15 protein-coding genes are annotated in these 12,443 nt (G+C 70.8%); 1 reads left to right on the forward strand and 14 read right to left on the reverse strand.

Annotated features, from left to right (window positions below):
• Window positions 1-70: 70 nt before the first annotated feature.
• From NGB36_RS12730 to NGB36_RS12790, 13 genes are all read right to left on the reverse strand, one after another.
• Window positions 71-406: an RNA polymerase-binding protein RbpA gene (locus tag NGB36_RS12730; protein ID WP_109450932.1), complete on the reverse strand. Its 336-nt coding sequence runs from the start codon at window positions 404-406 to the stop codon at window positions 71-73.
• 197 nt (window positions 407-603) lie between these two features.
• The gene (secG, locus tag NGB36_RS12735) at window positions 604-840 is read right to left on the reverse strand and encodes a preprotein translocase subunit SecG (protein WP_255920335.1); all 237 of its coding nucleotides are present in this window, start codon (window positions 838-840) and stop codon (window positions 604-606) included.
• Window positions 841-936: 96 nt separating this feature from the next.
• A complete protein-coding gene (tpiA, locus tag NGB36_RS12740) occupies window positions 937-1,722 on the reverse strand; it encodes a triose-phosphate isomerase (protein WP_255920336.1) in 786 nt (261 codons plus the stop codon).
• The gene (locus tag NGB36_RS12745) at window positions 1,719-1,841 is read right to left on the reverse strand and encodes a hypothetical protein (protein WP_255920337.1); all 123 of its coding nucleotides are present in this window, start codon (window positions 1,839-1,841) and stop codon (window positions 1,719-1,721) included. Before NGB36_RS12745 ends, tpiA begins: the two co-directional genes overlap by 4 nt.
• 5 nt (window positions 1,842-1,846) lie before the next feature.
• Complete coding sequence (locus NGB36_RS12750; protein ID WP_255920338.1) at window positions 1,847-3,049, reverse strand: phosphoglycerate kinase; 1,203 nt, start codon at window positions 3,047-3,049, stop codon at window positions 1,847-1,849.
• Between the two features lie 112 nt (window positions 3,050-3,161).
• Window positions 3,162-4,166 (reverse strand): type I glyceraldehyde-3-phosphate dehydrogenase, encoded by a 1,005-nt coding sequence (gap, locus tag NGB36_RS12755; RefSeq protein ID WP_255920339.1) that lies wholly within the window; start codon window positions 4,164-4,166, stop codon window positions 3,162-3,164.
• Between the two features lie 135 nt (window positions 4,167-4,301).
• Window positions 4,302-5,279 carry a DNA-binding protein WhiA gene (gene whiA, locus NGB36_RS12760; protein ID WP_255920340.1) on the reverse strand — a complete coding sequence of 326 codons (978 nt, stop codon included), beginning with the start codon at window positions 5,277-5,279 and terminating at the stop codon, window positions 4,302-4,304.
• Window positions 5,270-6,280: a gluconeogenesis factor YvcK family protein gene (locus tag NGB36_RS12765; RefSeq protein WP_255920341.1), complete on the reverse strand. Its 1,011-nt coding sequence runs from the start codon at window positions 6,278-6,280 to the stop codon at window positions 5,270-5,272. Before NGB36_RS12765 ends, whiA begins: the two co-directional genes overlap by 10 nt.
• The gene (gene rapZ / locus NGB36_RS12770) at window positions 6,277-7,200 is read right to left on the reverse strand and encodes an RNase adapter RapZ (protein ID WP_255920342.1); all 924 of its coding nucleotides are present in this window, start codon (window positions 7,198-7,200) and stop codon (window positions 6,277-6,279) included. Before rapZ ends, NGB36_RS12765 begins: the two co-directional genes overlap by 4 nt.
• 5 nt (window positions 7,201-7,205) lie before the next feature.
• Window positions 7,206-9,215, reverse strand: coding sequence for an excinuclease ABC subunit UvrC (gene uvrC / locus NGB36_RS12775; protein ID WP_255920343.1), 2,010 nt, complete (start codon window positions 9,213-9,215; stop codon window positions 7,206-7,208).
• Between the two features lie 85 nt (window positions 9,216-9,300).
• Window positions 9,301-10,110 (reverse strand): hypothetical protein, encoded by an 810-nt coding sequence (locus NGB36_RS12780; RefSeq protein ID WP_255920531.1) that lies wholly within the window; start codon window positions 10,108-10,110, stop codon window positions 9,301-9,303.
• Between the two features lie 5 nt (window positions 10,111-10,115).
• The gene (locus NGB36_RS12785; RefSeq protein ID WP_255920344.1) at window positions 10,116-10,715 is read right to left on the reverse strand and encodes a papain-like cysteine protease family protein; all 600 of its coding nucleotides are present in this window, start codon (window positions 10,713-10,715) and stop codon (window positions 10,116-10,118) included.
• Window positions 10,716-10,799: 84 nt separating this feature from the next.
• Window positions 10,800-10,928, reverse strand: a complete 129-nt coding sequence (locus NGB36_RS12790; RefSeq protein WP_255920345.1) for a hypothetical protein — start codon at window positions 10,926-10,928, stop codon at window positions 10,800-10,802.
• A gap of 16 nt (window positions 10,929-10,944) precedes the next feature.
• On the opposite strand from NGB36_RS12790, the gene NGB36_RS12795 reads away from it, so the two are divergent.
• Entirely contained in the window at window positions 10,945-11,883 is a 939-nt protein-coding gene (locus NGB36_RS12795) for a hypothetical protein (RefSeq protein ID WP_255920346.1), read from the forward strand.
• A gap of 42 nt (window positions 11,884-11,925) precedes the next feature.
• Here NGB36_RS12795 and NGB36_RS12800 read toward each other — a convergent pair whose 3' ends face one another.
• The gene (locus NGB36_RS12800) at window positions 11,926-12,345 is read right to left on the reverse strand and encodes a Rieske (2Fe-2S) protein (RefSeq protein WP_255920347.1); all 420 of its coding nucleotides are present in this window, start codon (window positions 12,343-12,345) and stop codon (window positions 11,926-11,928) included.
• Window positions 12,346-12,443: the final 98 nt, after the last annotated feature.

Consider the following 12,443-nt stretch of genomic DNA (forward strand, 5'->3'; position numbering starts at 1 on the left):
CGCAGATCCATGCACCCATCCTGCACCGGGGTGGGGGGGGCGGGGGGGGGCCCCCCCACCCCTCATCGCTTCAGATCTCGCCGCGAAGCTTGGCGAGCGCCTCGGCAAGGATCGCTTCGCCGTCCGCGTCGCTGCGCCGCTCCCGCACATACGCCAGGTGCGTCTTGTACGGCTCGGTGCGCGGCGGGTCCGGCGGGTTGTTCTCGTCCTGCCCGGCCGGGAAGCCGCAGCGCGGACAGTCCCAGGTGTCCGGGATCTGCGCGTCACTGGCGAAACTCGGCTGGGTCTCGTGCCCGTTCGAGCACCAGAAGGAGATGCGAAGGCGCGGTGCGGACTCGCCCCGCTCTGCCTCCCCCATCGGCCCCGCTCCGACCCGACTGCCACGGATCGCGTTGCCACTTGCCACGGTCGTAACTCCCTGCGTGATGGTGCTGCGAGGTCGTCCATTTTACGAGGACCTTACGCCTCGTCCGGTGACAGGCCAATGGCCCGCCTCCCAAGGGCGACGTTCCATCATAGTGACACCGGCCGACTGCGTCGGCAGGCCGCGGGGGAGACGGGCCGTCAGTTGCGCCTGGACCAGCGAGTATCAGGCGAGCGGGCTCAGCCCTTGAACTTCAGCAGCAGCCCGAGCACGATAATGCAGGCAAACCACAACAGACCAAGAACAATGGTGATCCGGTCAAGGTTGCGCTCAGCCACCGACGAACCACCGACCGACGACTGCATGCCGCCGCCGAACATGTCGGACAGGCCGCCGCCCTTCCCCTTGTGCATCAGCACCAGCAGCATCAGGAGCAGGCTGAGGATGATGAGGGCGATGGAGAACCCGATGACCACGGCTGGACCAACTCTCTGAGTGACCTGGGACGACGCGAGGGCCGGAGGCTGGCGTCGCCGCTCCGGCCCTCGCAAGGGTACTTCGGATCGACGACCTCAGCCTACTGCCTGGTCGCGGAAGCGGACGATCTTGACGAACTCGTCCGCGTCCAGCGAGGCCCCGCCGACCAGGGCGCCGTCCACATCGGGCTGGGCCATGATCGACGCGACGTTCCCGGACTTCACCGAGCCGCCGTACTGGATGCGGACCGCGTCGGCCAGCTCCTGGCTGTAGAGCTCGGCGAGCCGGCCGCGGATCGCCGCGCAGACCTCCTGGGCGTCCTCGGGCGTCGCCACCTCGCCGGTGCCGATCGCCCAAACGGGCTCGTAGGCGATCACAATTGACTGGGCCTGCTCGGCCGGGATGTCCTTGAGCGCGCCGTCGAGCTGGGACAGGGTGTACGGGACCTGGCGGCCCTCCTTGCGGATCTCCAGAGCCTCGCCGACGCACAGGATCGGGGTGAGGCCGTGCCGGTAGGCGGCCTTGATCTTGTGGTTGACGAGCTCGTCCGTCTCCGCGTGGTACTGGCGCCGCTCGCTGTGCCCGATCACGACGAACGTGCACTTCAGCTTGGCCAGCATCGGCCCGGAGATATCACCGGTGTAGGCACCGGAATCGAAGGGCGAGATGTCCTGGGCACCGTACTTGATCTTCAGCTTGTCGCCGTCGACCAGGGTCTGCACCGAGCGCAGGTCGGTGAAGGGCGGCAGGACGGCGACCTCGACGGCCTCGTAGTCCTTGTCGGCGAGGGCGAAGGAGAGCTTCTGGACGTGGGCGATGGCCTCGAGGTGGTTGAGGTTCATCTTCCAGTTACCCGCCATGAGCGGGGTGCGCGAACTCATGCCGCTGCCTCCTTGTTCTCTTCTCCGCCCTCGCGGCGCAGAGGTGCCGGCATCATCGTCGTCTGCAGCCCGGCGGCCATGGGGTTTCCCAAGCCGCAGGCCAGGGGCGCGTCGCTCACGTCAGTCAGTCCTCCAGTGCGGCGAGGCCGGGCAGCGTCTTGCCTTCGAGGTATTCCAGGCTGGCGCCGCCGCCGGTCGAGATGTGGCCGAAGGCGTTCTCGTCGAAGCCGAGGATGCGCACGGCCGCGGCCGAGTCGCCGCCGCCGACCACGGTGAAGGCGGGGGTGTCGACGAGCGCCTGGGCGACCGCGCGGGTGCCCTCGGCGTAGTCGGGGTGCTCGAAGACGCCCATCGGGCCGTTCCAGAAGACGGTCGCGGCGTCGGCGAGCTTCGACGCGAAGAGCTTGCGGGTCTCCGGGCCGATGTCGAGCCCCTCCAGGTCGGCCGGAATGGCGTCCGCGGCGACGGTGACCGGATGGGCCGGGGCCTTTGTCTTCAGGTCGGGGAACTCGGTGGCCGCGACGACGTCGACGGGCAGCACGAACTCCACGCCCTTGGCCTCGGCGCGGGCCAGGTACTCCGTGACCGCCGGGATCTGGTCCTCCTGCAGCAGGCTCTTGCCGACCTCGTGGCCCATGGCCTTGAGGAAGGTGTAGGCCATGCCGCCGCCGATGAGGATCCGGTCGGCCTTCTCCAGCAGGTGGTCGATCACACCGAGCTTGTCGGAGACCTTGGCGCCGCCGAGCACCACCGCGTACGGACGCTTCACGTTCTCGGTGAGCTTCTTGAGCACCTCGACCTCAGCGGCGATCAGGCCGCCCGCGGCGTGCGGCAGCCGGGCCGGCAGGTCGTAGACGGAGGCGTGCTTGCGGTGCACGGCACCGAAACCGTCGCCCACGTACGCGTCGGCGAGCGAGGCCAGCTCGGCCGCGAACGCACCGCGTTCGGCGTCGTCCTTGGCCGTCTCGCCGGCGTTGAAGCGCAGGTTCTCCAGCAGCGTGACCTCGCCGTCGCCGAGAGCCGCGACGGTGGCCTTCGCGCTGTCGCCCACGGTGTCGGTCGCGAACGCAACCGGCCTGCCGAGCAGTTCACCGAGCCGCTTGGCGACCGGTGCCAGCGAGAACTTCGGGTCCGGCGCACCCTTGGGGCGGCCGAGGTGGGAGGCGACGATCACCTTGGCGCCGCGCTCGGCGAGCGTGGTGATCGTCGGCACGGCGGCGCGGATCCGGCCGTCGTCGGTGATGACGTCCCCGTCGAGCGGGACGTTGAGGTCGGCGCGGACGAACACCCGCTTGCCCGCGACCTCCAGGTCGTCGATGGTCTTCATGGGGAGGGGCTCCTCGTGGACTTCTGTTCAGCTCACGGAACAGGGTCCGTACGACTGCTGTGTCGTGCGGACCCTGTCCCTGCGCATCACGGTGCTGGTGTGAGCGGGGTCGTCAGAGCTGGCCACCGATGAAGGTGGTCAGGTCCACCAGGCGGTTGGAGTAGCCCCACTCGTTGTCGTACCAGCCGACGACCTTGACGCTCTTGCCCTGAACCATCGTCAGCGACGAGTCGAAGGTGCAGGAGGCCGGCCAGTTCACGATGTCGGAGGAGACGATCGGGTCCTCGGTGTAGTCGAGGATGCCCTTCAGCTGACCCTCGGCGGCCTTCTGGAACGCGGCGTTGACCTCGTCCTTGGTGACCTCGCGCTCGAGCTCGATGACCAGGTCGGTAACGGAGCCGGTGGGGACCGGGACGCGCATGGCGATGCCGTCCAGCTTGCCCTTGAGCTCCGGGAGGACCAGGGCGGTGGCCTTCGCCGCACCCGTGGTCGTCGGGATGATGTTCTCGGCGGCGGCGCGGGCGCGGCGCAGGTCCTTGTGCGGGAAGTCAAGGATGCGCTGGTCGTTGGTGTAGGCGTGCACCGTGGTCATCAGGCCCTTGGTGATGCCGAAGTTCTCCAGCAGGACCTTGGCCATCGGCGCCACACAGTTGGTGGTGCAGGAGGCGTTGGAGATGACGTGGTGCTTGGCGGCGTCGTACTTGTCGTTGTTGACGCCCATGACGATCGTGATGTCCTCGTCCTTGGCCGGGGCCGAGATGAGGACCTTCTTCGCGCCCGCCGCGAGGTGCTTGGCCGCGTCCTCGCGCTTGGTGAAGATGCCGGTGGACTCGATGACGATGTCGGCGCCGAGCTCGGCCCAGGGAAGGTTGGCCGGGTCGCGCTCGGCCATGGTCTTGAAGGTCTGGCCACCGACGGTGATGGTGTCGTCGGTGTGGGTGACCTCCTGCTTGAGGCGGCCCAGGATGGTGTCGTACTTGAGCAGGTGCACCAGGGTTGCGTTGTCGGTCAGGTCGTTGACACCGACGATCTCGAAGTCCGCACCCTGCTCAAGCGCGGCGCGGAAGAAGTTACGACCGATGCGGCCAAAGCCGTTGATGCCTACGCGGATCGTCACGAACCGATCTCCTCGTTGATGTGCCGGAATCGCTCCGGCTGCGCCGTATGGGATGTCCCCGACCACCCACGACCCTACCTCGCCCGGATGTCCCCGGTGACATCGAGCGCTCCCCCGCGGCGGGCCGCGCGCCCCTCAGCCGACCATCTCCTCCGTCAGATTCGACTCGGTGCCGGGAATGCCCAGGTCGGCGGCGCGTTTGTCGGCCATGGCCAGCAGGCGCCTGATGCGGCCGGCCACCGCGTCCTTGGTGAGCGGCGGGTCGGCGAGCGAGCCCAGCTCCTCCAGCGAGGCCTGCTTGTGGTCCATGCGCAGCCGGCCGGCGGCGGCCAGGTGCTCGGGCACCTCGTCACCGAGGATCTCCAGGGCGCGCTGGACCCGGGCGCCCGCGGCGACTGCGGCGCGCGCCGAGCGCCGCAGATTGGCGTCGTCGAAGTTGGCGAGGCGGTTGGCGGTGGCCCGCACCTCGCGGCGCATCCGGCGCTCCTCCCAGGCGAGCACGGACTCGTGCGCCCCGAGCCGGGTCAGCAGCGCGCCGATGGCGTCGCCGTCGCGTACCACGACACGGTCCACGCCGCGCACCTCGCGGGCCTTGGACGGGATGCCGAGCCTGCGGGCAGCGCCGACCAGCGCGAGCGCGGCCTCGGGCCCTGGGCAGGTGACCTCCAGGGACGAGGAGCGGCCCGGCTCGGTGAGCGAGCCGTGGGCGAGGAAGGCGCCGCGCCAGGCGGCCTCGGCGTCGCAGGTCGCCCCCGAGACGACCTGCGGCGGCAGGCCGCGGATGGGGCGGCCGCGGCCGTCGACGAGCCCGGTCTGCCGGGCCAGCTGGTCGCCGCCGCCCACCACGCGCACGACGTACCGGCTGCCCCTGCGCAGCCCGCCTGGAGCCATCACCACCAGGTCGGAGGGGTGGCCGAAGATCTCCAGGATGTCCTTGCGCAGCCGCCGGGCCGCGATGCCGGTGTCCAGCTCCGCCTCGATCACGATGCGGCCGCTGACGAGGTGCAGGCCGCCCGCGAACCGCAGGATCGATGACACCTCCGCCTTGCGGCAGCAGGTCCGGGTGACGGGGAGCCGGGAGATCTCGTCCTTCACCGCTGCCGTCATCGCCATGGGCCGATCCTTCCATGCATCCGAAAAATCCGGTCGTACGCGGCGGCCAGCAGCTCCGGGTCGTGCCGCGGCCCGTCGGGGGCGGCGACCTTGGCGAGCTCGACAGACGCCCCCAGCCGCTCGGCGGCCTCGTCGAGGCTCACACGATCGGGCACGGCGGCTTCGTCGGCCAGCACCACGTCGATGGTGAGTTTAGGGGCGTGTCGGGCCAAAACCTCCAAGTGACGCTGCGGAGAAAAACCCTCGGTCTCTCCCGGTTGCGGGGCGAGGTTGAGGGTGAGCACGCGCCGGGCGCGGGTCTCGGTCAGCGCCTCGGCCAGCTCCGGGACGAGCAGGTGCGGGATGACGGAGGAGAACCAGGAGCCCGGACCGAGAACGACCCAGTCGGCGTCGAGGACGGCCTGGACGGCCTCGGGCACCGCGGGCGGGTCGTGCGGCAGCAGCCGGACTTCCTGCACTTCGCCGGGGGTCAGGGCGACGGTGGCCTGGCCACGGACCGTGTCCGTCTCGTCGGGGCGCGCCGGGTCGTGGCCGCGTACCGTCGCCTCCAGCTCCAGCGGCACCGCCGACATCGGCAGCACCCGGCCGTGCGCGCCGAGCAGCCTGCCGACCCACTCCAGCGCGGCGACCGGGTCGCCCAGCTGTTCCCAGAGCGCGACGATCAGCAGATTGCCGACGGCGTGCCCGTGCATCTCACCCTTACTGGTGAACCGGTGCTGGATCACACGTGACCACGTCTGGCCCCACTCGTCGTCCCCGCACAGCGCCGCAAGCGCCTTGCGCAGATCACCGGGCGGCAGCACCCCGAGCTCGCTGCGCAGACGTCCGCTGGAGCCGCCGTCGTCGGCGACGGTCACCACCGCCGTCAGGTCCTGGGTGATCCGGCGCAGCGCCGCGAGCGAGGCGGACAGGCCGTGGCCGCCGCCGAGCGCCACCACCTTGGGCGTCGAGCCGGATCCGCTGGAGCGGCGCAGCCGCCGTACCGTCCTCGTCCTGATCACTCGCGCCCCATGTCGCGGTGGACGACGACGGTCTCCACACCGTCGGAGGAGAGCCGGCGGGCCAGCCGCTCCGACATCGCGACGCTGCGGTGCTTGCCGCCGGTGCAGCCGACCGCGATCGTCACATAGCGCTTGCCCTCGCGCCGGTAGCCGGCGGCGATGATGTGCAGGATCTCGGCGTAGCGGTCGAGGAACTCCTTGGCGCCGGGCTGGTTGAAGACGTAGGTGGCGACCTCGTCGTTGAGCCCGGTGTACGGACGCAGTTCGGGCACCCAGTGGGGGTTGGGCAGGAAGCGGCAGTCGACGACGAGGTCGGCGTCGACGGGCAGCCCGTACTTGTAGCCGAACGACATCACGGTGGCCCGCAGCTCGGGCTCCTCCTCGCCGGCGAACTGGGCGTCCATCTTGGCGCGCAGTTCGTGCACGTTCAGGCCGGAGGTGTCGATCACGAGGTCGGCGTTGCCGCGCAGCTCGCGCAGCAGATCGCGCTCCAGGGCGATGCCGTCGACGATGCGGCCGTCGTCCTGCAGCGGGTGCGGCCGGCGCACGGACTCGAAGCGGCGCACCAGCGCGTCGTCCGAGGCCTCGAGGAAGAGCACGCGCCGCTGGACGCCCTTCGCGTCCAGGTCGGCAAGGGACTCGCGCAGGTTGTCGAAGAAGCGGCGGCCACGCACGTCGACGACGACGGCGATGCGGGCGACATTCCCCTGCGAGCGGGCGCCGAGGTCGACCATGGTGGGAATCAGCGCGGGGGGCAGGTTGTCCACGACGAACCAGCCGAGATCTTCGAGACACTTGGCCGCGGTGCTGCGGCCGGCCCCGGACATGCCCGAGATGATCACCAGTTCGGGGATGGCTTCCGCCGGTTCACCCGTTCCGCCCGTACTCACCTGTGCTCCGTCTCCATCGGTCTCGCTCATGATCATCATCCCCGTTCCTGTGCCGCCGTCTCTTCTTCCTCAATGATCTCCCCAGTCGCGGTGTTCACCGCGGGAACGGCGGGTGAAGCCTGCGCGAGCGCGGCGGCCACCGCTTCGGCCGTCCTGCGACCCACCCCAGGCACCTCGCAGATCTGTTCGACGGTAGCCGAGCGCAGTCGTTTGACGGAGCCGAAGTGCTTGAGCAGCGCCTGCTTGCGCGTCTCGCCGAGCCCGGGCACGACGTCCAGCGCCCCGGCCCTCATCGATTTCGAGCGCTTGCTGCGCTGGTAGGAGATGGCGAAGCGGTGCGCCTCGTCCCGTACCCGCTGCAGCATGTACAGGCCCTCGCTGGTGCGCGGCAGGATCACGGGATCGTCCGCCTTCGGAAGCCATACCTCCTCCAAGCGCTTGGCGAGTCCGCAGACCGCCACGTCCTCGATGCCGAGCTCCTCAAGCGCCCGCTGGGCGGCGGCGACCTGCGGCTGGCCGCCGTCGACCACGACGAGCTGCGGCGGGTAGGCGAACTTGCGGGGGCGTCCGGTCTCGGGGTCGATCGGGCCATTCGTCGGTTCACCGGCATCCGCAGATTCCGCTTCTTCCCACTCACCGGTCTTCTGCTTCTCCTGCAGATAGCGCCGGAACCGCCGGGAGACCACCTCGTGCATGGAACGGACATCGTCCTGCCCCGCGAAGCCTTTGACCTGGAACCGCCGGTATTCACTCTTGCGGGCCAGGCCGTCCTCGAAGACGACCATGGAGGCCACTACGTCCTCGCCATGCAGGTGCGAGATGTCGAAGCACTCGATGCGCAGCGGCGCGGAATCGAGGTCCAGCGCCTCGGCGATCTCTTCCAGGGCGCGGGAGCGGGTGGTCAGGTCGGAGGCGCGCTTGGTCTTGTGCAGCGCGAGCGCCTGCTGCGCGTTGCGCTGCACCGTCGCCATCAGGTCCTTCTTGTCGCCGCGCTGCGGCACCCGCAGGCTGACGTTCGCGCCGCGGCGCTGCCCGAGCCAAGCGGCTATCGGCTCGACCGGATCCGGGAGTGCCGCCACGAGCACTTCCTTCGGCACGGCGTCGCCGCGCTCCTCCCCGTACAGCTGCTGCAGCGCGTGCTCGACGAGGCCCGCGGTGTCGACCGCCTCGACCTTGTCGGTGACCCAGCCGCGCTGGCCGCGCACCCGTCCGCCGCGCACGTGGAAGATCTGGACCGCCGCTTCCAGTTCGTCCTCGGCGACCGCGATCAGGTCGGCGTCGGTGGCGTCGGCGAGGACGACGGCGTTCTTCTCCATCGCCCGCTTGAGCGCCTCGATGTCGTCGCGCAGCCTCGCGGCCCGCTCGTACTCCATCTCCGACGCCGCGTCCTGCATCTGCTTCTCCAGGCGGCGCAGATAGGTGCCCGTGCGCCCGGCCATGAAGTCGCAGAACTCCTCGGCGAGTTCGCGGTGCTCCTCGGCGGTGACGCGGCCGACGCACGGCGCGGAGCACTTGCCGATGTACCCGAGCAGGCAGGGCCGGCCGATCTGGTGGGAGCGCTTGAACACGCCCGCGGAGCAGGTGCGTACGGGGAAGACGCGCAGCAGCAGATCGACGGTCTCGCGGATCGCCCACGCGTGGGCGTAGGGCCCGAAGTAGCGCACGCCCTTGCGCTTCGGGCCGCGCATCACCTGCACCCGTGGGAACTCCTCGTTCATGGTGACGGCGAGCGACGGATAGCTCTTGTCGTCGCGGTACTTGACGTTGAAGCGCGGATCGAACTCCTTGATCCAGGAGTACTCCAGCTGCAGCGCCTCGACCTCGGTGGTCACCACCGTCCATTCGACGGAGGCGGCCGTGGTGACCATCGTGCGGGTGCGCGGGTGCAGATGGGCCAGGTCCTGGAAGTACGAGGACAGCCGCTGCCGCAGGCTCTTGGCCTTGCCGACGTAGATCACGCGGCCGTGCTCGTCCCGGAACCTGTACACCCCGGGGGAGTCGGGGATCTGTCCCGGCTTCGGACGGTAGCTGGACGGGTCGGCCATGGCTTCACCCTACTGGCGGTGACCGACAAACCGGCCCGACGGCGCGTGGGTCGCCGTCGGGCCGGGTGGGGGGAGGCGCCGGCGGTCAGCCGCGGCGGCGGGCGCGCGCCGCGAGGAGGGCCGCCGCGCCCGCAGCCGCGGCTGCCGCGCCGCCCCCGATCTCCACGGCCGTCCGGGCGCTGCCGGCGGTGGTCCCGGGCGCCGAAGCCGCTACCGCGGCCGGTCGCGGCGCGGCCTGGCCGTCGTAGCCGCCGCCCTCGCCCGACGTGTCGTAGGCCGAGCCGGGCAGCTTGTCCCCGTACCGGCGGTGGACGAGCCGCTGGTAGGCGGCGAGTGCGACCCCTCCGGCGCCGACCTCGTGCCGCGCGTCGGCGTTGAGCGGCAGCACGCGCCCGCCGCGCAGCACGTACCAGCCGTCGGTCTGCGGTTCGTGGAAGACGGTGCCGTCGCCGTGCGCCGCGGCCGCCTCGGTCGTCTCGTCGGCACCGGACGCGATGTTCACAACCTTCCAGCCGCCGCCCGTCCACGCCGTCCAGACCGATGCGGCCCGGCCGTCAGCGCAGACCGCGGCGGTGGCGAGGAACTGCGGGTCGGCGACGGGGGCGTCGGCCCGTCCCGCGACGAAGCCGGGGTCGAGGCTGAAGACGGTCACGGTCGGCCCGCTCAGGCGAGGTGCGGCCGTCGTCGCCGCCGTCCCGCCCTCGTGGGCGAAGAAACGGGAGAGGACGGCGAGCGTCGCGGGCGCGCCGGCGGCGTCGCGCGCCCGGGCGGTCTGGGAGGCGGTGAAGGGGACAGGGGTGGGATGCGGCGCGTCGGCGAGGGCGGGGGACGCGGCGCCGGCGGCCAGGGCCGTGGCGGTGAGCAGGGCCGCTGCGGTGAAGCGGAACACGGTCATGGCGGTCACGCTCCGATCCCGTAGAGCGAATGGGTCCATGTGAACGTGTCGTTGCTCACGTACCAGGAGTAATCGCCCCAGTTGTAGCGGTCGTTGGACGGCCACGGATCTCCCCAGTACACCCAGTTGTCGCTGGTGTCGTAGCCGTACAGGACGTGCATGTGGCCGCCGCCGGAGCTCCACTGGATGCGGGTCTCGACGGGCCGGCCGGCGTTGATCTCGTTCTGCACGGTCCCGTAGCGCAGATTGCCGGAGACATATGTGCCGGGATCGATGCCGGCCCAGTCGAACGCGGTCTGCACATCGGCGAGCGAGGCCTGCCAGTTGCCGCATGCGGTGCCCTGGGGCTCGTTGAACGCGGCGTCGCAGAACTGGTTCTGGGTGTACTCGCGGCCGAACCAGGAGGCAATGGTGTTGCCGCTCGCGGCCCAGCACCAGTTGCTGTTCTGCTGCGCCTGCATGGTGATGTTCAGTTGCTTCGAGCTGCCGTCTGCGCGGGCCGCGGTGGCGGTGGCCGTGGAGGCTCCGAGTACGGCGAGTACGGCGAGGAGCGCGGACGCGAGGCGTCTGCTGCCGCGGGGTGGGGGGACGGGGATTCGGTGCATGGGTGCGTTCCTCCCTGGAGTGGGGGTGGGAAGGAGCGCGTCCGGACGCTGCGTGAGCAGCATCGAGCCACCCGCCCGGCCGGGTCAACGCGCCTCGGCGCGCGGCTGGCGGCGGTGTGAACGGCGGCCGTACGGTGTGAACGCCATGGTCCGTACCAACTCGCGGGCGGTGGTGCAGGATCCGGCCACGGCCCGGGCGGAGTGAATGTTCACGTCAGCGGGGAGCAGCGTGGATCGAAGAGAACGCAACCCATCCGGTGACCGGGCCGACGGGCTCGCCGAAGCGTTGCGCACGGGGCCCTTCTCCGCGGCGCTGCGGGCCGCACTGGCCGCCCGCGGCCTGGCCCTGCACCGCGTGCAGCACCGGCTGGCGCAACGCGGCATAAGCGTCGGCGTGACGAGCCTCAGCTACTGGCAGCGCGGGCTGCGCCGCCCCGACCGGCCGGAGTCGCTGCGGGCCGTCACGGCGCTCGAAGAAGTGCTCGACCTGCCGCCGCATGCGCTGACCCGGCTCCTCGGGCCCCGCACCGCCGCCGACCAGCCGGTGGCACGGCCGTACCGCACCGTGCTCGAACCGGCGGCGGCGCTGGAGGCGTTGCTGGCCGGTCTCGAGGCGCCGGCGGACGGCGGGCTGCACACCCTGCTCCACTGCGAGCAGGTGCGCATCGGCGCCCGTCGCCAGCTGGTGGCCAGGAAGTCACGGCATGTGGTGCAGGCACACCGTGACGGCGTGGACCGCTACCTCGCGATTCACCAGGGCGATCCAGGATGCCAGGCAGAGGGGGTGCGGGTGCGCGCGACGGGCAACTGCCGGGTGGGGCGGGTACGCCGCCACCCGGGCACGGGCATGGTCGTCGCCGAGCTGCTCTTCGACGGGCGGATGCGCTCCGGGGAGACGGCGGTGCTCGGCTACCGGTTCGAGGACGGGACGGCCGGGGTGAGCTCGGAGTACGTGCGGGGCTTCACCTATGGCGGCGGCGCGTACGTCCTGGAGATCGCCTTCGACCGGTCGACGCTGCCGGTGCGCTGCCGCCGCTTCTCGCGGCCGTCGGCGAACGCGCCCCGGCAGGACGTGGCCGAGCTGACCCTCAATGGACACGGAACCGTGCACCTGGTGGAGCAGGAGGTGTGCCCGGGGGTGCTCGGCATCACATGGGAGTGGACGTAGTGCCGCTTCGGGCCGGCTCCGGGCCGGGGTCAGGAAACGGCGTTACGGGTTGGCGATCAGCTTGTCGCCCTGCACCTGCAGGCCGACGGGGTTCAGCGGCTCGGTCGCCGGGCCGTGGATGACCGCGCCGGTGGTCGCGTTGAACTGGCTGCCGTGGCAGGGGCAGGAGATGACGCCGTTCTGCACCTGGTCGACGATGCAGCCGGCGTGCGTGCACACCGCGCTGAAGGCCTTGAAGGTGCCCTTCGTCGGCTGTGCCACGACCACCTGGTCGTCGCGGAACAGCTTCGCCCCGCCGAGCGGAACCTGAGCCGTCGAGCCCAGGTCGGAGCGGCCGGTGGGCCCGGATGAGGCGGACGTGCCGCCGCCACCCGCCGAGCACGCGGTGAGCCCGAGTCCGGCAGCGCCCGCGAGCGCGGCTCCCTGCAGCACGGTTCGGCGGGCGGTGGGCTGATCGGTCATAGCTGTGCACTCCGGGCTCGGTAAGACGACGTTCGGTCGGCAGCGTACGCACCTTACGTCCCGTTCCTTTGCACCGGCCGGGCACCCCGGCCGCCTGG

The sequence above is a fragment of the Streptomyces humicola genome, from assembly GCF_024436035.1.
Classification (GTDB): domain Bacteria; phylum Actinomycetota; class Actinomycetes; order Streptomycetales; family Streptomycetaceae; genus Streptantibioticus_B; species Streptantibioticus_B humicola.

What these genes read in the sequence shown, in the direction of transcription:
- tpiA (WP_255920336.1), bottom strand. Translation starts at nt 1,722, where the DNA reads ATGAGTTCGCGCACCCCGCTCATGGCGGGTAACTGGAAGATGAACCTC.
- NGB36_RS12750 (WP_255920338.1), bottom strand. Translation starts at nt 3,049, where the DNA reads ATGAAGACCATCGACGACCTGGAGGTCGCGGGCAAGCGGGTGTTCGTC.
- whiA (WP_255920340.1), bottom strand. Translation starts at nt 5,279, where the DNA reads ATGGCGATGACGGCAGCGGTGAAGGACGAGATCTCCCGGCTCCCCGTC.
- rapZ (WP_255920342.1), bottom strand. Translation starts at nt 7,200, where the DNA reads ATGAGCGAGACCGATGGAGACGGAGCACAGGTGAGTACGGGCGGAACG.
- uvrC (WP_255920343.1), bottom strand. Translation starts at nt 9,215, where the DNA reads ATGGCCGACCCGTCCAGCTACCGTCCGAAGCCGGGACAGATCCCCGAC.
- NGB36_RS12780 (WP_255920531.1), bottom strand. Translation starts at nt 10,110, where the DNA reads ATGACCGTGTTCCGCTTCACCGCAGCGGCCCTGCTCACCGCCACGGCC.
- NGB36_RS12785 (WP_255920344.1), bottom strand. Translation starts at nt 10,715, where the DNA reads ATGCACCGAATCCCCGTCCCCCCACCCCGCGGCAGCAGACGCCTCGCG.
- NGB36_RS12800 (WP_255920347.1), bottom strand. Translation starts at nt 12,345, where the DNA reads ATGACCGATCAGCCCACCGCCCGCCGAACCGTGCTGCAGGGAGCCGCG.